This window comes from Streptomyces sp. NPDC005423 (assembly GCF_040606415.1).
In the GTDB taxonomy this organism is placed as follows: domain Bacteria; phylum Actinomycetota; class Actinomycetes; order Streptomycetales; family Streptomycetaceae; genus Streptomyces.
In genome coordinates this window covers 74,846-94,411 of sequence record NZ_JBEXET010000004.1, presented here as the reverse complement: position 1 = coordinate 94,411, position 19,566 = coordinate 74,846, and the positions used below count along the sequence as shown (strand labels likewise).

Genomic DNA, 19,566 nt, shown 5'->3' with positions numbered 1-19,566 from the left:
GGACCCGACCACGTCTGAGGGCCTCCCGGAGCACCGGGAGGCCCTCAGAACGCGGTCGGGTCCGTCCGGACCGCTACGCCGGTTCGGCGAGCGCCGGATCCGGCTCCCCGCTCAGATCGAGAGCGATGTCCACGATCATGTCCTCCTGGCCGCCGACCAGTCCGCGCCTGCCGACCTCCAGCAGGATCTGGCGCGCGTCGAGGTCGTAGTGGCGGGCCGCCGTCTCGGCATGGCGCAGAAAGCTGGAGTAGGCGCCCGCGTACCCCAGGGTGAGCGTCTCCCGGTCGACCCGTACCGGCCGGTCCTGGAGCGGGCGGACCAAGTCGTCGGCGGCGTCCTGGAGTTGGAAGAGGTCGCAGCTGTGCTCCCAGCCGTTCAGGGTCGCCACCGCGATGAACGGCTCGATCGGGCAGTTGCCCGCGCCCGCGCCCTGGCCGGCCAGCGACGCGTCCACGCGCGTGACGCCCTCCTCCACCGCGACGACGGAGTTCGCCACCGAGAGGGAGAGGTTCTCGTGCGCGTGGATACCGATCTCGGTCGCGGGGTCGAGGACGTCCCGGTAGGCGCGGACGCGCGCACGGACCCCGTCCATGGTGAGCCGGCCGCCCGAGTCGGTGACGTACACGCAGTGCGCGCCGTAGGACTCCATCAGCTTGGCCTGCTCGGCGAGTTTCCCGGCGGGTGCCATGTGGCTCATCATCAGGAACCCGGAGACGTCCATGCCGAGTTCGCGGGCGGTGGCGATGTGCTGCGCGGACACGTCCGCCTCGGTGCAGTGCGTGGCGATCCGCACCGACCGCACCCCGAGCGCGTAGGCGCGTTCCAGTTCGGCGATGGTGCCGATGCCGGGCAGGAGCAGGGAGGTGAGTACCGCCCGCTGGACCGCGCCGGCCGCCGCCTCGATCCACTCCCAGTCGGTGTGGCTGCCGGGACCGTAGTTGAGGCTGCCGCCGGTCAGACCGTCGCCGTGGGCCACCTCGATCGCGTCCACACCGGCCCGGTCCAGCGCCGCCGCGATCCGGGCCACGTTCTCGGGGGTGATCCGGTGCCGGACGGCGTGCATGCCGTCCCGCAGGGTCACGTCCTGTATGTACAGCTCGGTCATCGGGCGGTCACCTCGGTCACGGTCGTGGGCTCGCTGCCGGCGGTGACGCGGCCGGCCACGCGCTCGGCGACCCGCAGGGCGGCCGAGGTCATGATGTCCAGGTTTCCGGCGTACGCGGGCAGATAGTGCGCGGCACCCTCCACCTCCAGGAACACGGAGACCTTCGTGGTCACCGGGGGAGCGTCGTCCGCGAGCAGGGTGTGCACCGGCTCGCCCGGGGCGATCGGGGTGAACTGGACGCGCTGCTTGAGCCGGTACCCCGGCACGTACTCGGCGACCGTGCCGACCATCTCCTCGATCGACGCGCGGACCTCTTCCTGGTCCGCGTCGCCGATCAGGCAGAACACCGTGTCCCGCATGATCAGGGGCGGTTCGGCCGGGTTGAGAACGATGATCGCCTTGCCGCGCCCGGCCCCGCCGACCTGTCGGATCGCGGCGGCGGTGGTCTCGGTGAACTCGTCGATGTTGGCCCGGGTGCCGGGACCGGCCGACTTCGAGGCGATGGACGCGACGATCTCGGCGTAGGGCACCGGTGTGACCCGGCTGACCGCGTGGACGATCGGGATGGTCGCCTGGCCGCCGCAGGTGACGAGGTTGAGGTTGCCGACAGCGTTGTCCAGGTGTTCGTCCAGGTTCACCGGCGGAACGACGTACGGTCCGAGGGCCGCCGGGGTCAGGTCGACGAGGTGCTTGCCGTACGGCGCGAGCCGTTTGGCGTTCTCCACGTGCGCCTTCGCCGAGGTGGCGTCGAAGACGATCCGGATGTCGTCGAAGGCCGCCATCCGGATCAGCCCGTCCACGCCCTCGTGCGTGACCGGGACCTTCAGGCGTGCGGCGCGCGCCAGCCCGTCCGAGTCCGGATCGATGCCGACCATCGCGGCCATCTCCAGGGTGTCGGAGAGCCGCAGAATCTTGATCATCAGGTCGGTCCCGATGTTGCCGGAACCGATCACGGCCACTTTTGTCTTCGTCATCCTTGATCCTTGGGTGAGAGATCGTGGGGACCGTAGGGCGAGAACGCCGCGGTGACCGGACCGAGCGCGGAGAGCTCCGCCCGTACGGTGGTGCCGGGCGGCGTCGGGACCAGCGGGCCCAGGGCGCCGGAGAGCACGATCTGGCCGGCCCGGAGCGGGTCGCCGTACGCGCGCGCGGTCCGCGCCAGCCACAGCAGCGCCGCGAGCGGGTCGCCCAGGCAGGCCGAGCCGTCGCCTGCGGAGGCCGGCACACCGTCGGCGTAGAGCCGCATCGTCACGTCCCGGGGTGTGAACTCGCGCAGGGTGAGCCGGTGTTGGCCCAGGACGAACAGTCCGCTGGACGCGTTGTCGGCGACCGTGTCCGTGATCGCGATGTCCCAGCCGGCCACCCGGCTGTCCACGATCTCCAACGCGGCGACGGCGTAGTCGACCGCCGCCCGGACCTCTTCGGTACCGAGGTCGTCGGCGTCCAGATCGGCCGCGAGCACGAACGCGATCTCCGCCTCCGCCCTGGGCTGCAGCAGCCGTTCGCTGGGCAGCGCGGTCAGCGCGCTGGCGTCCATGTCGTCGAAGAGCACCCCGAAGTCGGGCCGGTCGACGCCGACTTGGCGCTGCACCGACGGTGACGTCAGACCGATCTTGCGACCCACCACCCTCGCCCCGTCAGCCAGGCGGCCGTCCGTGAGCCGCTGCTGGACGGCGTAGGCGAGGCCGATGTCGGCCGCCCCGAGCAGATCCCGCACCGGCGCGCACGGACGCCGGTCACGGGCGGCCCGCGCGAGCCGTTCCGCCGCGCCTGCCACGGCCGCCTCACGGTCGGCCACGGCCGTCGGTCTCCACACCTCAGTCATCCCGGTCCTCACCTCGTGGTCGACCCAAGCGTCGGGGCTCGCGCGGGATCACAGCCATACGGGGTTCCGCTCACCGGGACTCGGCGGCCGGCCCGTCGGCGGAGGCGGGGTCCCGCTCAGCGAGATGTCGCGGAGGGCGGGGGCGCGCCGGCTCACTACCGTCGTCGGCGCCGTCGCGCCGGTGCGGACCCGGGCGTCGGAACACACGAGGAGGTCAATGATGACCATCAGCGAGGACACCTACGACGTCATCGTCGTCGGCTCGGGCGGAGGCCTGGTCGGCGCCTACGTGGCGGCGTCGCGCGGGCTGCGGACGCTCGTCGTCGAGAAGACCGGCGCGGTCGGCGGCACGGTCGCCTACTCGGGGGCGGGCCTGTGGTTCCCGGGCTCCGCGCCGCTGCGCAGGGCGGGCGTCGAGGACGATGCCGAGAACGCGCGGACCTACCTGCGGGACGTCGTCGCCGACCCGTCCCGGGAGCGGCTCCAGGACGCCTATCTGCGGGCCGGTGCCCAGCTGATCGACGAACTCGAGGAGAACGCCTGGTTCCAGTCCTTCGTGCACGGGCCCGTGCCGGACTACTACTCGTGGCGTCCCGGCGGAACGACCGCGGGCCGCACGATCTTCCCGCCGCCCCTCCAAGTCAGCGACATCGGGGACAAGTTCGACCTCGTCCGACGCTCCATACCCACCGAACGGTGGGGCTTCGAGGAGGGTCCCGTGGTCAGCGGGGGCCGGGCGCTGATCGGCCGGGCGCTGGCCGCGTTCCTGGAGACGGGCAACGGCACGCTGCGGCTGGACACCGCGCTGGAGAGTCTCCTCGTCGAGGACGGCAGGGTCGTCGGCGTGGAGGCGGTCAGCGCGGGCGAACACGTCAGCTTCCGCGCCCGCCGGGGGGTCCTCCTCGCGGCCGGCGGCTTCGAGCGGGACCGCGAACTCCGGGAGCGCCACCAGCGCGTCCCGCTCACGGGCGAGTGGTCCAACGGGGCGCCGGCCAACACCGGGGACGCGCTGCGGGCCGGGATCGCGGCCGGCGCGGACACCGACCTCCTCGACGAGGCCTGGTTCATCCCCGGCCTGGTCCAGCCGGACGGCCTGCCGGTCTTCCACACCGGCACCCGCGGCGGGATCTGGGTCAACGGCGCCGGCGAACGCTTCGTCAACGAGACCCGCCCGTACGACCAGGCCGGACACGAGATCGTCCGGCTGCACGCCACCACCGGCGTCCGGCACATCCCCTGCCACTGGGTGTTCGACCAGCGGCAGCTGGACCGGGACAGCATCGGCGGGCCGCCGGACGAACCGCTGCCCGCGGCGTGGCTGGAGTCGGGCGCGCTGAAGAAGGCCGACACCCTGGAGGAACTGGCGGCGCTGATCGACGTCCCGTTCGACGGCCTGGACCGGACCGTCAAGGAGTTCAACGGGTACGCGGCCACCGGCGTCGACGAGAGGTTCCACCGCGGTGAGACGCCGTGGGACCAGATGTTCCAGCACATCGTCGGCTTCCCGGCGGACCCGCGACAGAACTTCGTGCCCCGTACCGTCCCCGGCTTCCCCAACCAGCTGCTGCTGCCGGTCGACACCCCGCCCTTCTACGCGGCGACCATCGTCCCGTCCGACATCGGCACCAAGGGCGGACTGAGGATCGACGAGCGCGCCAGGGTCCTGCGGCCGGACGGCCGGCCGATCGAGGGCCTGTACGCGACCGGGAACACCGCCGCCGCGATGTCGGGGCGGGTCTACCCGGGCGCGGGCACCCCGATCGGGTCGAGCCTCGCCTTCGGGTACCTCGCGGTGCTCGACATCGTCGATACCGTGGACTGACCGTTCGAAACAAAGTGTGCACGCCTCTTGGTCCGCGAGCGAGGGCGTTGGTACTTTGACGCCGGCGTCAAACTGAAATGTATTTCAGTTTTAGCAGAGAGGCACCGACGATGGCGTCTGCCCTTCGCCTTGACTCGCGACCAGAGACCGAACACCACGCGCTGCCCCCGTCGATGATGGAGCGCGTGACGCTGATCATGGACCTCTTCGAGTGTCCGCAGACCCGGCTCCCGCTGGAGACGGTCTCCCGCCGGACTGGGCTGCCACGCTCGACCACCCACCGTATACTCGACCAACTCGTCCGCCTCGACTGGCTCCGGCACACCCCGAGCGGCTACCTGCTCGGACCGCGCGCACTCGGTCTGGGCGGACGGGAGATCGGGCACAGCACGCTGCGCGCGGCCGCCGCGCCGCATCTGCTCGAACTCTCCGTGCGCACCAGGATGGTGGTGCATCTCGCGGTCCTCGACGGGCCCGAGATCTACTACCTCGACAAGGCCGGCGGCCGGGCGGCGGTGGACATCCCGTCGCGGGTGGGCGGCCGGGCGGTGGCGCACTGTACGGGGCTGGGCAAGGCGATGCTCGCCTGGCTGAGCCCCGAGGAGATCGACACGCGGTACGCGCAGGTGATGGAGCGCCGCACACCCCAGAGCATCGGCCACCTCGACGCCCTGCACCGCGAACTCGGCGCCGTACGCCGGCGCAACGGACTGGCCGTCGACCGGGGCGAGTGCTTCCCGGACATCGCGTGCGTCGGTCTCGCCATCCGCGGTCCGGACGGTCCGGTCGCCGCGATCTCGGCCGTCGGCGAGGGCGGTTCGGCGGTGGAACGCATCGCCCCGCTCGTCGTCAACGCCGTCCGGGCCATCTCCGACGAACTCTTCGAGCCCACCGAGCCGTACCGCGGCGAGGCGCCCGAGCCGGTACCGGTCACGGCCCGGCTCCGGCCCGGCGGCCACCCGGCGCTACGCCGCTGAGGTGTGCGCGGTCTGCCCGGCACGGACGCGCTGGGTGAGGAAGAGGGCCGCGCGGTCCAGCGACTCGTCCGCTTCGTCGAGGACCCCGGCGAACGCCTGGAACACATGCGGTACGTCGGCGGTGACCTCCAGGACGACATCGACTCCGGCCGCCCTGGCGCGCGTGGCCAGGCGGGTCGAGTCGTCCAACAGCATCTCGTTCCCGCCCACTTGGATCAGCAGCGGGGGGAAGCCGGTCAGGTCGGCGAGGACGGCCGGGCTGAGCAGGGGCTGGTGCGGGTCGGCCCCGGCGAGGTACATCGCCCCGGTGTGGTCGAGGCTCTCGCGGGTGAAGACGGGATCGATCCCCTCCTTGGTGGTCATGCTCTCGCCGGTGCGGGTGGCGTCGACGCCCGGGGAGAACGCCACGATCGCGGCGGGCAGCGGCAGCCCCGCGTCGCGGGCGGCGAGACAGGTGGTGACCGCCAGGCCGCCGCCCGCGGAGTCCCCGGCGAAGACGATGGCGGAGGGGTCCTCGCCGCTGTCGAGGAGGGCGCGGTAGGCGTCCAGGGTGTCCTCGACCGCGGCCGGGAACGGGTGCTCGGGGGCCAGTCGGTACTCCACCGAGTACGCCCCGAAGCCGGTTCTGGTCACCAGGTGTCCCGTCAGTGACAGGGCGGTCTCGGGGGAGCCGACAACCCAGCCGCCGCCGTGGAAGTACAGGATCGTCCCCGCCCGTGGTCCGCTCTCCGGCTCGACGCGCAGGGCGGGCCGGCCGCCGAGCGTCGTCCCGCTGGTGCGGATGCCGCCCGGCACGATCATCCGGGCCATCAGCGCTCTGAACCCGGCGCGGATCTCCTCGACCGAACCGGGTGTCTCGGGCCGCGGCTGCCGCAGCATCGCGTCGATCTGGGCACGCTGTTCCCTGCTCATGCGTATGCTCCCGTCGTAAGTAACTTCCAGTACACTATATGCCATGGCATCTAAGTCAACTGGCGAAGCGGCGGACCTCCCGTCCTTCTTCTCCGACCTGGTCCGCTGCGAGACGCGTCTGTACAACGCGCTCAACGACCGGCTCCGGGAGCGGCACGCGATCGTCACCTCGCAGTTCGAGTTCCTGCGCTACCTGCGTGACCACCCCGGGGCCCGGGTGGCGGACGTCGCCGCCGAGTTCGCCATCGGCATCGGGGCGACCAGCAAGGGTGCCGACCGCCTGGAGCGACAGGGATGGGCCGTCCGGCAGCCGAATCCGTCCGACCGGCGGTCCTCGCTGCTGGCCCTGACCGCCGACGGCGAACGACTTGTCGCCGCGGCGGAGAAGACCTTCACGGCGACCCTGGCCGAGCTGGTCACAGGCGCTCTCGACCACGCCTCGGTGTCGGCCGCCGCGCGGGCCCTCTCGGGACTGCGCTCCGCACTGGAGGCACAGCAGACCGGCACACCGACGGGCTGACCCCGGAGCCGTTGTCGATCCCGAAAACGCGCCGCTCCCGGCATCAGGTGCGGCCGAACGGGCCGGAGACCTGATGCCGGGAGCGGGGAGCCCGAGAGATGACGGTCCGTCAGGAAGGGTCGCCCGTACCGCCGGTGGTGGGGGCGGAGGTCTGGCGGGGGCCGCCCGGGCGCGGGGTGCCCTCGGCGTCCCGGATGCTGTCCCGGGCGGCCGCCGCGACCGCCTCGGGCGTGATGCCGAACTCCTTGTACAGGCGCTCGTAGTCGGCGGAGGCGCCGTAGTGCTCCAGGCTCACGATCCGCCCGGCGTCACCGACCACGTCGCGCCAGCCCTGTCCCACCGCGGCCTCGACGCTGACCCGGGCGCGCACCGAGGGCGGCAGGACCTCGTCCTGGTAGGCCGCGGGCTCGGCGGCGAACCACTCACGGCAGGGCATCGACACGACCCGCACCGCGAGACCGTCGGCCTCCAGCAGCGCGCGGGCCTCCAGGGCGATGTGCACCTCGGAGCCGGTCGCCACGAGGATGACGTCGGGCTTCGCCCCGTCCGCGGTGCCGGCGAGGACGTAGCCGCCGCGAGCGGCCTGCTCCGCGGCGGCGTGTTCTCCGCCGCTCCGGTCCAGCACGGGCACGTTCTGCCGGGTCAGCACCAGCGCGGCGGGCCGGTCGCGGTGTTCCAGGATCGTGCGCCAGCAGGCGGTGGTCTCGTTGGCGTCGGCGGGACGGACCACGTCCAGACCCGGGATGGCGCGCAGCGCGGCCAGGTGCTCCACGGGCTGGTGGGTGGGACCGTCCTCGCCCAGACCGATGGAGTCGTGGGTCCACACATAGGTGGCGGGCAGCTGCATCAGCGCCGCCAGCCGCACGGCCGGGCGCATGTAGTCGGAGAAGGTCAGGAACGTACCGCCGTAGGGGCGGGTCAGACTCTGCAGGGCGATCCCGTTGAGGATCGCGCCCATGGCGTGCTCACGGATGCCGAAGTGCAGGGTGCGCCCGTAGGGGCCGCCCTTCCAGTCCTTGGTCTGGCGGTCGGCGGGCACGAAGGACGGCTCGCCGTCCATCGTGGTGTTGTTGCTCCCGGCCAGGTCGGCGGAGCCGCCCCACAGCTCGGGCAGCACCGGGGCCAGCGCGCTCAGCACCTTCCCGGACGCGGCGCGGGTGGCCATGCCCTTGGCGTCGGCGGGAAAGTCGGGCAGGGCGTCGGTCCAGCCGTCGGGCAGGCGCTGTGCCTGGAGCCGGTCCAGCAGTTCGGCACGCTCGGGGTTGGCCTTCTGCCAGGCCTCGAACGCCTTGTTCCACTCGCTGTGCGCCTGCCGGCCGCGGTCGGTGGCCTGGCGGGTGCGCGCCAGCACCGCGTCCTCGACGACGAAGTGCCGCTCCGGGTCGAACCCGAGCAGCCGCTTGGTCGCCGCGACCTCGTCCTCGCCCAGCGCGGAGCCGTGGGCCTTGCCGGTGTTCTGCTTGGTGGGCGCGGGCCAGCCGATCAGGGTGCGCAGCATGATCAGCGAGGGCCGGCCCTGCTCCTGCTGGGCGGCGCGGGTGGCGGCCAGCAGGGCGTCGACGTCCTCGACGTAGTCGCCGGTGCGCGTCCAGTCGACGGTCTGCACATGCCATCCGTAGGAGGCGTAGCGGGCCGGGACGTCCTCGCTGAAGGCGACGTCGGTGTCGTCCTCGATCGAGATGTGGTTGGAGTCGTAGAAGACGACGAGGTTGCCCAGCTCCTGGTGCCCGGCCAGGGAGGCGGCCTCGCCGGTGACGCCCTCCATCATGTCGCCGTCGGAGGCGATGACGTAGACGTGGTGGTCGAACGGGCTGCCACCCGGCTCGGCGTCGGGGTCGAGCAGACCGCGTTCGCGACGGGCCGCCATCGCCATGCCGACCGCACTGGCCAGCCCCTGGCCCAGCGGCCCGGTGGTGATCTCCACGCCGCGGGTGTGGTGGTGCTCGGGGTGCCCCGGGGTGGCCGAGCCCCAGGTGCGGTACGCCTCCAGGTCCGACAGCTCCAGCCCGTAACCGGTCAGGTACAGCTGGATGTAGAGGGTCAGGCTGGAGTGCCCGCAGGAGAGCACGAACCGGTCGCGCCCCAGCCACTGGTCGTCGCCCGGATCGTGCCGCATGACGTTCTGGAACAGCAGGTGCGCCAACGGCGCGAGACTCATCGCCGTCCCGGGGTGGCCGTTGCCGACCTTCTGCACCGCGTCGGCGGCCAGCGCACGCGCGGTGTCCACCGCCCGCACATCCACCGCGTCCCACCCGGCGCGCTCCGCCACGGGGCTCGTCACGGACCGGTTCGGCCTGGTCGTCTCGCCGGTCGTCTTGCCGGACTGGTCACTCGTCATGCCATCGCTCCTCGTACGTACCGGTGGACGGGGGTGCCGTCCGTGGGGGTCAGCCGGACGGGCGGGGGAGGGGCCGCCGGCCCCGCCCCGCCCTCCCGCGTGGGTCACTCGCGCGCACTGGGAACCCGCAGGGGATCGCGGGGAGCGTCGGCCTTGGCGGCGTCGAGCTGTTCACCGATTTCGGCCAGCCGGTTGCGGCCGAGCGCGGAGCGGACCTCGGGGAACCACTCCTTCTCCTCCTCCTCGACGTGGTGCCGCACGTTCTCGATGAGCACGGTCATCTTGGCGTCGAAGCGCTCGTCCTGGGGGTCCATGCTCGCCAGCTCGGACAGCATCCACAGCACCACGTGGTGCTCCTCGACGCTCTCCAGGACGTGGTCACTGGTGTCCGGCACCGCCTCGCGGGCGGCCGGGTAGAAGATCTTCTCCTCGATCCAGGCGTGGACCGTGAGCTCCTCGATCACCTTGTCGGCGATCTTCCGCTTGGTCTGGTAGGCGCGGTCACCGGCCTGCTCGAACTCCTTGAACAGCTTCTCAACCGTCTGATGGTCGTCCTTCAGCAGCACAATCGCGTCCATTGGCCCCGCCTTCGTGTCGTGAGGTGAGCCCGCGGCATGCGGGCGTGTTTTCGCAGGTGAGAACCGAAACGGTCGGGTTCCCACGCTCCGGTTACCCCTGGCAGCGCGTCCGACTCACCCGAAACGCGCCGGGTCAGCACCGACGGACACCGCGTCAGGAACGACCGGCACGGTGTCAGGAACGACAAGGGGGGCACCCGATCGCCACGAGGTGGGGACCACACAGCCATGAGTGGGGACCACGGTGAACCCGAGCAAAGAGGTGGTGTTCCGCTATGGCTCTCTTCCTGTTTCTTGTCCTGATCGCCGTCGTGTTGGGAATCGTGGGGGTCGCCGCCCACGGGCTGGGCTACCTGCTGGCGATCGGCATCGTGGTGCTGGTGGCCGCTTTCGCCCTCAGCGCGGTGCGCTGGACTCGCCGCTCCGGCCGCCCCACTCGATAGCGGTGGCGCCGTGACGGGTACCGGTGGCCGTGCTCGGTGACGACGAGGGGCATCGCCTAGAGAACCAGGAGGCCGGTGCGGAGCTTGGCCATGATGTGGGTCAGCAGGCGGGATATCTGCATCTGCGAGACGTTCAGTTCGCGGCCGATCTCCGCCTGGGTCATCTCCTTGCCGAAGCGCATCTCGATGATGGTCCGCTCCCGCTCGTCCAGCCGCGCGAGCAGCGGTCCGAGCGCGTGCAGGTCCTCGAAGAGCTCCAGTGCCGGGTCGGCGCCGCCCAGTACGTCCGCGTACCGCTGGCCGGCTTCGCCGTCGTCGTCGCTGTCCGGGGTGTCGATGGACCCGGCGGCGTAGCCGTTGGCGGCGACGACCCCCTCGATCACCTCGTCCTGGGTCAGACCCAGGTACCGGGCGAGTTCCTCCGGGGTGGGCGTGCGGCCGAGGGCGCCGGTGAGCGCTTCCTTGCCCTTGGCGAGGTCGACGCGGAGTTCCTGTAGGCGCCGGGGGACGTGGACGGCCCAAGTGGTGTCGCGGAAAAGGCGTTTGATCTCGCCGACGATGTAGGGTATCGCGAAGGAGGTGAACTCGACTTCGCGGGACAGGTCGAACCGGTCGACGGCTTTGATCAGACCGATGGTGCCCGCCTGGATGACGTCGTCCATGTCGCCGTTGCCCCGGTTGCGGTACCGGCGGGCCGCGAAATGCACCAGGGAGAGGTTCATCTCGATCAGCGTGTTCCGGGCGTACTGGTACTCGTGCGTGCCCTCTTCCAGTGTGTGGAGGCGGTTCATGAAAAGCCTGGACAGCACGCGCGCGTCCTTGGGGGCGACCCGTCCGGCGTCCTCGATCCACGGCAGACCGCCCGCGACCCGGCACGCCGCCACAGTGGGGACTGTCGCTCGGGGAGCGTTGACGGAGGGCGTCATGATGCCGCCTAACTGGAAACCAGGGCGAGCGTGTCAGGTCCATTTCTGACCGTATCCACGTCGGAGCGGCCCCGCCACTTCAATGGCTGGGGCGCCCCGGCGCCGGGTCGGCGGTTCCGGTCACGCGAGGTGTGGGAACGCCGAGTGCCCGCGAAACGCGGGAGTATGCACGCGTACTTCCAGAGTGTTGGGCGGGGGGCGAACAGCCGCCTGCGCGGTGGCCGACGCGAGGGTTCCCTCGCGCGGGGTTCTGGTGGCCGACTTTCCGATCTGACCCATAGGGACGCATTTAGGGGGCATGCGTACCTGTGTGGCCGGAGCGGCCGGTGTACGCAGGGAACCTTGCGCCTCCAGCACCGTCCGCTCCGGCCGCTTCCGTGTGTCTGCCGGGGCGTGACCGGTCGGCGGTAGGTGTGAGGGTGCCGGTCGCTCAGGCCGTACGGGCCAGGTCCGCGTGGTGTATCTCGTGGGCCAGGGGCAGCCCGGCGGCCACGCGCTCCAGTTCGTCGACCACCACGCGGCCGAGACGCTCCAACTCGTTGCCGAGGGAGCCGGCGACGTGCGGGGTGAGGAAGACGTTGGGCAGGGTGTACAGCGGTGAGTCGGCGGGGAGCGGCTCGGGCTCGGTGACGTCGAGAATCGCCTGTAGCCGGCCGGAGAGCAGGTCGTCGGTGAGAGCGCTGTGGTCGACGAGGGCACCCCGGGAGGTGTTGATCAGCACGCCTCCGTCACGGATCAGCCCGAGACGGGCGCGGTCGAGCAGGTGCCGGGTCTCGGGGATGTCCGGGGCGTGCAGGCTCACGATGTCGCTGAGGCGCAGCAACTCCTCCAAGGGGAGCAGCCGGACGCCCAGTTCGGCGGCCTCGGCCGGGTTGACGTACGGGTCGTACAGCAGCACCTCGAAGTCGAACGGGCGCAGCAACTCCAGCAGCCGGCGGCCGACTCGGGACGCGCCGATGACACCGACCCGGCGGCCGACGTTGCCGACGGGTGCCGTCTCGGCGGCGGACGGGTGGGCGTGGGAGCGCCGGAACCGCTCGCGCAGCGCGAAGGCGTCCTTCCCCGCCAGCAGGATCATCGCCAGCGTGTACTCCGCGACCGGGACGGCGTTGGCGGTGACCGCGCTGGAGACGGTGACGCCGTGGTTCCAGAGGGCGGCGCCGACCAGCGAGCGGACGGAACCGGCGGCATGCAGCACGGTACGCAGCCGGGGCATCGCCGCGAGCGTCTCCGTGCCGAGCCGGGGCGAGCCCCAGCCGGTGATCAGAACGTCCGCTTCGGCCAGCGCGTGGGCGGCCTCGCGGCCAGGACCGGCGAAGTCCCGCACGACCAGGGAGGGATCGATCCGGGCCACCTCACCGAGCCGGGTCATGAGCGCCGCGGGGAACAACAGGGGGAGATGCACGGGGTCCAGGGCGAAGACGGCCACGGGCGGCTGCGCGCTGGACATGAGACTCCCGGTGTGTCGAGGGGGGCGGGCGCTCACGAACCGTCTGCGGCAGGGGCCGGTTGCCTGCCCGCGGTCACCGTTCTGAGTTCGGCGAGCGACTCCCGCAGGAAGTGCGCCAGCGTACGGTCCCCGTCCTGGCCGACCCAGCGCTCGAACCCGACCTTGAACACGGTGATGCCCGCCTCGGCGGTGAGTGTCGCGGCCGGCTCCGGGACGCCGCGCCCGCGCAGGGTGGCCGCGAGCGCGGCGGCGAGCGAGGCGAGTTTGACCAACTCCCGTTCGCGCAGCTCCGTGTTGGCGATGATGACGGCCTGGCGCTGCCTGGCGAACGTGTGACGTTCTTCGAAGAAGGTGGCCACGGACTCCAGCGTCGACGCGATCGCGTCGATCGGCAGGACTGAGTCCGGGATGTCGGTGAGGGTGTCCACGAAGAACTTCGCCAGCGCGGGCGCGCCCTCGAACAGCACTTCGCGCTTGTCGCGGTAGTGGCGGAAGAACGTCCGCTCGGTGAGCCCGGCGCGTTCGGCGATCTGGGCGGCGGTGGTCTGCTCGAACCCGCGCTCCTCGTAGAGGTCCAGTGCGGCCTGCGCAAGCCGCCCGCGCGCGTTCGGTTCCCATCGGCCCATGGCCCGATCCTACGTGATGGCAGTGACTGACGTCGGGTGCTACGGTGACGACAGTTACTGACATCGACCGTTCGCCGTACGCGGAAACGTGCGGCCGTGTGGGTCGTGGGCGCCGGGTCCAGGCGCGCCGCGGCGGGGGCGGTCGACCTATCCGGAGGTTCTCCCCATGCGTGTGTTCGTCACCGGAGCGTCTGGCTGGATCGGTTCAGCAGTCGTTCCGGAGCTCATCGGCGCCGGCCACCAGGTCGTCGGGCTCGCTCGCTCCGACGCCTCCGCCGCCGCCCTCACCGAAGCCGGCGCTGAGGTACGCCTCGGCACCATCGACGATCTCGACGCCTTGCGCGACGGGGCCGCCGACTCCGACGGCGTGATCCATCTCGCCTTCAAGCACGACATCGCGTTCAGTGGCGGCTTCGAGGAGGCCGCGGACGCCGACCGGCGCGCCATCGACACGTTCGGTGAGACGCTGGCGGCCTCCGACCGCCCGTTGGTGATCGCCTCCGGAGTGCTCGGGCTGGCGCCCGGAAGGCTGGCGACCGAGCGGGACGGCCACGCGCCGGTCCCGACCGACAGCCCGTGGGGCGCCGGCCCGGCCAAGCGGATGGCCAACGCGCAGGCGGTCATCGCCCTCGCCGAGCGCGGGGTGCGCTCGTCGGTCGTACGGCTCACCCCGACCGTGCACGGCGACGGGGACCACGGTTTCCTCGCCGCCATCGTCGCCATCGCCCGCGAGAAGGGCGTCTCCGGCTACATCGGTGACGGAGCGAACCGGTGGCCGGCCGTGCACCGGGTCGACGCCGCACACCTCTTCCGCCTGGCGCTGGAGCAGGCCCCGGCCGGCTCCACGTTGCACGCGGTCGCGGACGAGGGGGTACCGATCCGTACCGTCGCCGAGGTGATCGGACGCCACCTCGGTCTGCCCGTGGCCTCGGTCTCCCCCGAGGACGCGGCCGCCCACTTCACCTGGCTGGCCGGCTTCCTCGGCCTGGACAGCCCCACCTCCAGCGCCCACACCCGCGAACTGCTGGGGTGGCAGCCGACCCAGCAGGGTCTGGTCGACGACCTCGACAAGGGCCACTACTTCGCCACTCCGTCCGCCTGACCACCGGTACCGACCGGTCCCGCCGTCGGCCCCGGGGATGGGGCCGACGGCAGGACCGAGTCACTCCCACACCACTCTTCGGCACCCCACCCCCGGAACCCCGCCTTCGCCGTACGACCGCCGCCCAAGCGCGCCTACGACGACACGGGTGCCGGACGGCTGACCACGTCCGGCTCATCGGCCGCCGCGGGAACGGGAGTCGAGCAGTCCCTCGCCCCGCTGCCCGGGACACCGCCAGTCAACGTGCGGTCCCGCCCGACCGGTGTGGGAAGCCGAATGCGGCCACCAGCACACGACAGGTTCAGCCGCCGGCCGCGACCGGTTCCCACGCGGCCTCGGGATCGAGCGGGAGGTGGGGCCGGAGCCGGCGGAACGTCGCGGCCCGCTCCTCGACCGCCCCCAACGCGCCGTCGGCGGCGCCCAGTCCGCGGAACAGCGTGACGCAGTACTGGCGTGACAGGTGCGCCGGGTCCCAGCGGCCGCCCGGCTTCACCCACTGGTAGGTGTGGTTGTGCAGGTTGAGGAACTGCAGGGTGGCCAGGCGTGGTTCGGGCAGGCGGAAGTCGCCCTGCCCGGCCGCCTCCGTCAGCAGACCGGTGATCAGCTGCTCGAACTCCGCGCGCTGGTCCAGCAGGACCGTGAGTTCCGCGCCGCTCAGACTTCGGTAGTCGTGTTCGTAGACCCAGATGTGGTCGAGCCGGTGGTAGATGATCGTCAGCAGTGACTCAGAGAGCAGCCGCAGCCGCAGCAGGGGGTCCGCGTCGAGCTCGGCGATCTGGCGCGCGCGGGACAGGAGCGGGTTCATCACCCGCGCCTGGATCTCGATCAGCAGGTGTTCCTTCGAGCCGATGTAGTAGTACAGCGCTCCTCTGGCGAGCCCGACCGCACGGCCCAAGTCGTTGACGGAGGTTGCCGCGTAGCCCTGGCGGGCGAACAACTCCGCGGCCGTGTCGATGATTTTCTGGCGGCGGACCTCGAAGTCCGGTCCGTGGCCCGGCGGTCGTGGCATCGCGTCTCTCCCCTGACCCGGCTCCGCCTCGGGCGGCCTCGGGCTCGCCTGGGGGATGGCGGACCCCGGGACGTCGTCACTTCGATGTGCTGGCTCGAACGGCACGCAGGCGTGGACTTGCCCGTAGCGCCGTGGGCGCCTGGCATCCGCTCACGACGGCGTGAGGACGCGGCCCGTTGCCGTCATGCTCCGTCCCCAACTCACGTAATCGACGGGCGAGTTGTGAGCCAGCGCTGACGGAAGCCGTGACGCCTCCCGGCCGTGCGGGTCCCTGTGAGCCCGGCCGGCTCCGGTGTCCGGTCAGGCGGGGCTGCCTCTGCGTGCGACGGTCGCCATTGACAGCCGTCGGTATGTTATGGCGATTGGACCGTTCGGTCAACAATAATTGGACAGGGGTGATGGTCAGCTCTCTCCCTCATTCTCTTCCTTTGAAATAGACTGTCTGGTCGAAACCGGGAACGAGCCCTAGAGTCCGGGGTGGCACTTCCCGACCTTGGAGGAGAAATGAGCGAATCCACAGCGGCGTGGGTCGCGGCGGGCGTACGCGCCGTCCTCGGCGCGCACACCCAGGCGCAGGACGCCGGCCGTACCGAGGACATCGTCGCGCTGTACACGTCCGACGCCGTACTCGAACTGCCCGGAATGGACCCCATCGAGGGGCACGACGCGCTCAGGGACGCCTTCAAGTCGTGGGCGCCGACCCAGCCGCAGCTGCACCTGGTGACCAACACCGTCGTCACCGCGCGCACCGAGGACGAGGCCACCGCCACCAGTGACGTCGCCTTCCTCCAGCGCGGCGAGTCCGGGTGGGCCGTGCAGCTCGTCGGCCACTACGACGACACCCTGCGCCGCCACGAGGGTGCCTGGCGGCTGCATCGCCGCAGCACCACCTTCCAGTAGAGCGGCGGGCGCGACCGTCCCGTCCAGCACCCCCTCTCCGAGCACTCCCACCCCACGCACCCATCTGGAGCGAGATGAGCACTCCGACCGAAGCCTCGGTGGCGGCGCACGTGCAAGCCGCCGTCGGCGCCTACGCGCAGGCACTCGACGCCGGACGCGTCGACGAACTGGCCGACCTGTTCTGGCCCGACGGCGTCGCCGAGATCGCCGGCATCGGCACCTTCGAAGGGCAGGAGGCCATCCGCGAGGGATATGCGGCCTTCGCGCCGACCCAGCCCCAACTCCACTTGGCGGCCAACACAGTTGTCACCTCGTGGACAGAGGACGAGGCGACCGCGGTCAGCAACCTGGCGTTCCTCCAGCGCGGCGAGGCGGGCTGGGCGGTCCAACTCGTCGGCCGCTACGACGACGTCCTCAGCCGGCGCGACGGCGTCTGGCGCTTCCGGCGGAGGGTGACGACCTTCCTGCCGTAGCGCCGGTGAAGGTCCCCGCGAGACGGCGTGCCGCCGGGCGCATCGCGGGCGGGGGGCACGGCCGGCCGCACCGGCACGTGCCCCTCCGAACGGCGAGCAAGGGTCGCCGGCGGACCCGCGCTCCGAACCATTGATTGTACCGACCGGCTCATTTAACTTTCGCTCAAAGCGATCGACGCCTTCTCGGAAGAGAGATCAGGAGCCGCGAATGACCGGCAAGGGCAGCGACGACAGCCAGGTCACCTACGACAGTCAGGGCACCCACGACCCAGCGCCCGGCCCCGACCTGCGGACCGCGGGACTCAAGGCGCTGCGGGACGCGCTGCCCGGGGTGTTCCCCGAGGGGGACATCGATCTGCGGGACGGACTGCTGGGCGAGGATCTGGTCGAGATCGGGCTGACCAGTGTCTGGGGCGGTCTGTGGGCGCGGGAGGGGCTCGGCGCCCGCGACCGCAGTCTGGTCACCCTGGGGATCCTGATCGCGCTCGGCGCCGAGACCGAACTGCGGACCCATGTGCGGATCGCGCTGACGAACGGACTGACCGAGGACGAGATCGCGGAGGTCATCTACCACGCGGGCGGATACGCCGGCTTCCCGCGCGCGACGGCGGCCCGCACAGCGGCCCGCGCGGCGCTGGCCGACTGACGCGGGCGACAGCGCTCCCGGTGCCGGGTGCGGGTGCGGCGGCGTTGGCGGGTGCGTGCGCGCGGGCCCGGTGGCGGCGGCTGCCGTCGCGCGCAGGCCGACGCCCGCCTGCCCGGCCCGGTGCGCCTCCCGCATGCCGAGGCGGCGCCCGGCCCGCTCGGCGCGCCTCCCGCGTGCGGGCTTCCGTCTTCGCCGCGACCGCTCAGGTTGATTGTACCGACCGATAGGTCTACGTTTCCTGTAGGGTCTCCCCGTCCGCCGCGACGGAGTCGCGCAGGGCAGGCGGAGCCGCACCGCACGGGGGGTGCGGCCCCGGACACGTAGGCCGCCCTCGATTCACAGAACGATCAGGAGTGACCATGAAAGTTGTCGTCGACGAGGAGAAGTGCGTCGCCGCCGGACAGTGCGTGTCCGCTGCCGTGGACGTGTTCGACCAGCGTGACGAGGACGGCATCGTCGTCCTGCTCGACGAGAACCCGCCGTCCGAACTGGCCGAGGACGTCCGCACCGCCGCCGCGGTCTGCCCCGCCCTGGCCATTCGCATCGAGGAATAGAACGTCCCGCGTTTCCCCGCCCCCACATCTCTGGAGGAAAAGCCATGGCCGAGGCAGACACCCGGCTCGCCCACGACGAGCAGCTTTATGCCTACCAGGATGAAAGGGACGCCAAGTGCCCTTTCGCTCCGCCGCCCGGATTGCGTGCTCTCAATGACCACGCCCCCGTGACCCGTGGCCGGATCTGGGACGGCAGCACTCCCTGGCTCGTCACCGGGCATGCCGCTCAGCGGGCGATCCTGTCCGATCCCCGGGTGAGTTCGGACGACAAGCGGCCCGGTTTCCCGTACCCGAACCAGGCCATGGCGGAGAACGCCCCCCACCATCCCCTCACGATCTTCAACGCCGACGGAGTCGACCACACCCGGATCCGCCGGATGATGACCCGCCCGTTCACGCGCCCCCGGATGGAGGCGCTGCGTCCGGAGATCCAGAGGTTCACCGACGACCTCGTCGACAAGATGCTGGCCGGGCCGAACCCGGTGAACCTGGTGACCGCGCTGTCGCTGCCGCTGCCCTCGCTGATGATCTGCGCGCTGCTCGGAGTGCCGTACGCGGACCACGAGTTCTTCCAGGAACACGCCTCGCTGGCGACCCGCAGCGACAAGACGGCCGAGCAGGACCGCGCCGCGATGGAGGCGCTGGGCGGCTATCTGGCCGGGCTGATCCAGGTCAAGACGGAGGAGCCGGCCGACGACGTGCTCTCGGACTTCGCCGCGCGGGTCAAGGCGGGTGAACTCACGCTTCCCGAGGCCACGTTGCTGGCCATGATCCTGCTCATCGCCGGTCACGAGACCAGTGCCACCATGATCACGCTGGGCACCGCACTGCTCTTCGACAACCCGGCGCAACTGAGCCTGCTGCGCGAGACGGACGACCCGAAGGCCGTCGCGAACGCCGTCGAGGAACTGCTGCGCTACCTGACCGTGGCGCAGTTCGGACAGCGGCGGATCGCGAACGAGGACTTCGAGTTCGAGGGCGTGCGGATCAAGGCAGGCGACGGCATCGTCGTCCCGCTGCCCGCAGGCAACTGGGACGCGGAGGCATTCCCCGACCCGGAGCGGCTCGACCTCGGCCGGGAGGCCCGCCACCACCACGCCTTCGGCTGGGGCATCCACCAGTGCCTGGGCCAGCAACTCGCCCGCATCGAGCTCCAGGTCGTCTACGGCACCCTCTACCGCCGTATCCCGACCCTGCGGCTCGCCACCACCCTCGACGAGCTGAGCTTCCGGGGGGCCGACTCGCTCGCCTTCGGCATCCGCGAGCTGCCCGTCACCTGGTAGTGGCGCGGCCGGCGCCAGGCACACCTCCTCGTCCGTGTGCACCTCCACCCGCTGGTACTCGGCGACCTCGCCCACGG

At 71.3% G+C, this 19,566-nt stretch carries 20 protein-coding genes; 10 read left to right on the top strand and 10 right to left on the bottom strand.

All coding sequences use genetic code 11. The annotated features are described in order from the left end of the window. Positions 1 to 73: 73 nt before the first annotated feature. Genes dmpG through ABZT12_RS08230 form a run of 3 tightly spaced genes read right to left on the bottom strand, consistent with a single transcriptional unit; the run spans position 74 to position 2,930 of the window. On the bottom strand, positions 74 to 1,105 hold the full coding sequence (dmpG, locus tag ABZT12_RS08240) for a 4-hydroxy-2-oxovalerate aldolase (RefSeq protein ID WP_356379284.1): 1,032 nt from the start codon (positions 1,103 to 1,105) through the stop codon (positions 74 to 76). Then, positions 1,102 to 2,079 (bottom strand): acetaldehyde dehydrogenase (acetylating), encoded by a 978-nt coding sequence (locus ABZT12_RS08235; protein ID WP_356379281.1) that lies wholly within the window; start codon positions 2,077 to 2,079, stop codon positions 1,102 to 1,104. Before ABZT12_RS08235 ends, dmpG begins: the two co-directional genes overlap by 4 nt. Further along, positions 2,076 to 2,930: a fumarylacetoacetate hydrolase family protein gene (locus tag ABZT12_RS08230; protein WP_356379277.1), complete on the bottom strand. Its 855-nt coding sequence runs from the start codon at positions 2,928 to 2,930 to the stop codon at positions 2,076 to 2,078. Before ABZT12_RS08230 ends, ABZT12_RS08235 begins: the two co-directional genes overlap by 4 nt. 220 nt (positions 2,931 to 3,150) lie before the next feature. On the opposite strand from ABZT12_RS08230, the gene ABZT12_RS08225 reads away from it, so the two are divergent. Continuing rightward, positions 3,151 to 4,752, top strand: coding sequence for an FAD-binding protein (locus ABZT12_RS08225; protein ID WP_356379274.1), 1,602 nt, complete (start codon positions 3,151 to 3,153; stop codon positions 4,750 to 4,752). A 176-nt stretch (positions 4,753 to 4,928) separates the two neighbouring features. Continuing rightward, entirely contained in the window at positions 4,929 to 5,729 is an 801-nt protein-coding gene (locus ABZT12_RS08220) for an IclR family transcriptional regulator (protein WP_356379718.1), read from the top strand. Here the strand turns inward: ABZT12_RS08220 and ABZT12_RS08215 are convergent. Next, positions 5,718 to 6,641: an alpha/beta hydrolase gene (locus ABZT12_RS08215; RefSeq protein WP_356379271.1), complete on the bottom strand. Its 924-nt coding sequence runs from the start codon at positions 6,639 to 6,641 to the stop codon at positions 5,718 to 5,720. The two genes, ABZT12_RS08220 and ABZT12_RS08215, sit on opposite strands and share 12 nt — an antisense overlap. 43 nt (positions 6,642 to 6,684) lie before the next feature. Between ABZT12_RS08215 and ABZT12_RS08210 the strand changes: the two genes are divergently transcribed. After that, complete coding sequence (locus tag ABZT12_RS08210) at positions 6,685 to 7,161, top strand: MarR family winged helix-turn-helix transcriptional regulator (protein WP_356379268.1); 477 nt, start codon at positions 6,685 to 6,687, stop codon at positions 7,159 to 7,161. A 109-nt stretch (positions 7,162 to 7,270) separates the two neighbouring features. Here ABZT12_RS08210 and tkt read toward each other — a convergent pair whose 3' ends face one another. Together tkt and ABZT12_RS08200 are read right to left on the bottom strand one after the other, a co-directional pair. Beyond that, the gene (gene tkt / locus ABZT12_RS08205) at positions 7,271 to 9,499 is read right to left on the bottom strand and encodes a transketolase (protein WP_356379265.1); all 2,229 of its coding nucleotides are present in this window, start codon (positions 9,497 to 9,499) and stop codon (positions 7,271 to 7,273) included. Between the two features lie 104 nt (positions 9,500 to 9,603). Further along, positions 9,604 to 10,077 carry a hemerythrin domain-containing protein gene (locus ABZT12_RS08200; protein WP_356379262.1) on the bottom strand — a complete coding sequence of 158 codons (474 nt, stop codon included), beginning with the start codon at positions 10,075 to 10,077 and terminating at the stop codon, positions 9,604 to 9,606. A 275-nt stretch (positions 10,078 to 10,352) separates the two neighbouring features. On the opposite strand from ABZT12_RS08200, the gene ABZT12_RS08195 reads away from it, so the two are divergent. Then, positions 10,353 to 10,520, top strand: a complete 168-nt coding sequence (locus tag ABZT12_RS08195) for a hypothetical protein (protein WP_356379259.1) — start codon at positions 10,353 to 10,355, stop codon at positions 10,518 to 10,520. Between the two features lie 56 nt (positions 10,521 to 10,576). Here ABZT12_RS08195 and ABZT12_RS08190 read toward each other — a convergent pair whose 3' ends face one another. The 3 genes from ABZT12_RS08190 to ABZT12_RS08180 all read right to left on the bottom strand — a co-directional run bounded on the left by ABZT12_RS08190 (position 10,577) and on the right by ABZT12_RS08180 (position 13,522). After that, positions 10,577 to 11,404, bottom strand: coding sequence for a SigB/SigF/SigG family RNA polymerase sigma factor (locus ABZT12_RS08190; RefSeq protein ID WP_356379256.1), 828 nt, complete (start codon positions 11,402 to 11,404; stop codon positions 10,577 to 10,579). Positions 11,405 to 11,876: 472 nt separating this feature from the next. Beyond that, positions 11,877 to 12,896: a hydroxyacid dehydrogenase gene (locus tag ABZT12_RS08185; protein WP_356379253.1), complete on the bottom strand. Its 1,020-nt coding sequence runs from the start codon at positions 12,894 to 12,896 to the stop codon at positions 11,877 to 11,879. Positions 12,897 to 12,928: 32 nt separating this feature from the next. After that, positions 12,929 to 13,522: a TetR family transcriptional regulator gene (locus tag ABZT12_RS08180; protein ID WP_356379250.1), complete on the bottom strand. Its 594-nt coding sequence runs from the start codon at positions 13,520 to 13,522 to the stop codon at positions 12,929 to 12,931. Positions 13,523 to 13,688: 166 nt separating this feature from the next. Here ABZT12_RS08180 and ABZT12_RS08175 point away from each other — a divergent pair, with 166 nt between their 5' ends. Then, positions 13,689 to 14,624: an SDR family oxidoreductase gene (locus tag ABZT12_RS08175; protein ID WP_356379247.1), complete on the top strand. Its 936-nt coding sequence runs from the start codon at positions 13,689 to 13,691 to the stop codon at positions 14,622 to 14,624. A 301-nt stretch (positions 14,625 to 14,925) separates the two neighbouring features. Here the strand turns inward: ABZT12_RS08175 and ABZT12_RS08170 are convergent, their stop codons facing one another. Continuing rightward, positions 14,926 to 15,633, bottom strand: a complete 708-nt coding sequence (locus ABZT12_RS08170) for a TetR/AcrR family transcriptional regulator (protein WP_356379244.1) — start codon at positions 15,631 to 15,633, stop codon at positions 14,926 to 14,928. Between the two features lie 504 nt (positions 15,634 to 16,137). Here ABZT12_RS08170 and ABZT12_RS08165 point away from each other — a divergent pair. From ABZT12_RS08165 to ABZT12_RS08145, 5 genes are all read left to right on the top strand, one after another. Further along, positions 16,138 to 16,533 carry a nuclear transport factor 2 family protein gene (locus ABZT12_RS08165; RefSeq protein WP_356379241.1) on the top strand — a complete coding sequence of 132 codons (396 nt, stop codon included), beginning with the start codon at positions 16,138 to 16,140 and terminating at the stop codon, positions 16,531 to 16,533. Between the two features lie 74 nt (positions 16,534 to 16,607). Next, the gene (locus ABZT12_RS08160; RefSeq protein WP_356379238.1) at positions 16,608 to 17,006 is read left to right on the top strand and encodes a nuclear transport factor 2 family protein; all 399 of its coding nucleotides are present in this window, start codon (positions 16,608 to 16,610) and stop codon (positions 17,004 to 17,006) included. A gap of 208 nt (positions 17,007 to 17,214) precedes the next feature. Further along, on the top strand, positions 17,215 to 17,652 hold the full coding sequence (locus ABZT12_RS08155) for a carboxymuconolactone decarboxylase family protein (RefSeq protein ID WP_356379236.1): 438 nt from the start codon (positions 17,215 to 17,217) through the stop codon (positions 17,650 to 17,652). A gap of 359 nt (positions 17,653 to 18,011) precedes the next feature. Next, on the top strand, positions 18,012 to 18,206 hold the full coding sequence (locus ABZT12_RS08150; protein ID WP_356379233.1) for a ferredoxin: 195 nt from the start codon (positions 18,012 to 18,014) through the stop codon (positions 18,204 to 18,206). Positions 18,207 to 18,250: 44 nt separating this feature from the next. Continuing rightward, positions 18,251 to 19,489 carry a cytochrome P450 gene (locus ABZT12_RS08145; protein ID WP_356379230.1) on the top strand — a complete coding sequence of 413 codons (1,239 nt, stop codon included), beginning with the start codon at positions 18,251 to 18,253 and terminating at the stop codon, positions 19,487 to 19,489. Positions 19,490 to 19,566: the final 77 nt, after the last annotated feature.

Coding starts and splice junctions, on each gene's coding strand:
- dmpG (WP_356379284.1), bottom strand. CDS start 1,105: ATGACCGAGCTGTACATACAGGACGTGACCCTGCGGGACGGCATGCAC.
- ABZT12_RS08235 (WP_356379281.1), bottom strand. CDS start 2,079: ATGACGAAGACAAAAGTGGCCGTGATCGGTTCCGGCAACATCGGGACC.
- ABZT12_RS08230 (WP_356379277.1), bottom strand. CDS start 2,930: ATGACTGAGGTGTGGAGACCGACGGCCGTGGCCGACCGTGAGGCGGCC.
- ABZT12_RS08225 (WP_356379274.1), top strand. CDS start 3,151: ATGACCATCAGCGAGGACACCTACGACGTCATCGTCGTCGGCTCGGGC.
- ABZT12_RS08220 (WP_356379718.1), top strand. CDS start 4,929: ATGGAGCGCGTGACGCTGATCATGGACCTCTTCGAGTGTCCGCAGACC.
- ABZT12_RS08215 (WP_356379271.1), bottom strand. CDS start 6,641: ATGAGCAGGGAACAGCGTGCCCAGATCGACGCGATGCTGCGGCAGCCG.
- ABZT12_RS08210 (WP_356379268.1), top strand. CDS start 6,685: ATGGCATCTAAGTCAACTGGCGAAGCGGCGGACCTCCCGTCCTTCTTC.
- tkt (WP_356379265.1), bottom strand. CDS start 9,499: ATGACGAGTGACCAGTCCGGCAAGACGACCGGCGAGACGACCAGGCCG.
- ABZT12_RS08200 (WP_356379262.1), bottom strand. CDS start 10,077: ATGGACGCGATTGTGCTGCTGAAGGACGACCATCAGACGGTTGAGAAG.
- ABZT12_RS08195 (WP_356379259.1), top strand. CDS start 10,353: ATGGCTCTCTTCCTGTTTCTTGTCCTGATCGCCGTCGTGTTGGGAATC.
- ABZT12_RS08185 (WP_356379253.1), bottom strand. CDS start 12,896: ATGTCCAGCGCGCAGCCGCCCGTGGCCGTCTTCGCCCTGGACCCCGTG.
- ABZT12_RS08180 (WP_356379250.1), bottom strand. CDS start 13,522: ATGGGCCGATGGGAACCGAACGCGCGCGGGCGGCTTGCGCAGGCCGCA.
- ABZT12_RS08175 (WP_356379247.1), top strand. CDS start 13,689: ATGCGTGTGTTCGTCACCGGAGCGTCTGGCTGGATCGGTTCAGCAGTC.
- ABZT12_RS08170 (WP_356379244.1), bottom strand. CDS start 15,633: ATGCCACGACCGCCGGGCCACGGACCGGACTTCGAGGTCCGCCGCCAG.
- ABZT12_RS08165 (WP_356379241.1), top strand. CDS start 16,138: ATGAGCGAATCCACAGCGGCGTGGGTCGCGGCGGGCGTACGCGCCGTC.
- ABZT12_RS08160 (WP_356379238.1), top strand. CDS start 16,608: ATGAGCACTCCGACCGAAGCCTCGGTGGCGGCGCACGTGCAAGCCGCC.
- ABZT12_RS08155 (WP_356379236.1), top strand. CDS start 17,215: ATGACCGGCAAGGGCAGCGACGACAGCCAGGTCACCTACGACAGTCAG.
- ABZT12_RS08150 (WP_356379233.1), top strand. CDS start 18,012: ATGAAAGTTGTCGTCGACGAGGAGAAGTGCGTCGCCGCCGGACAGTGC.
- ABZT12_RS08145 (WP_356379230.1), top strand. CDS start 18,251: ATGGCCGAGGCAGACACCCGGCTCGCCCACGACGAGCAGCTTTATGCC.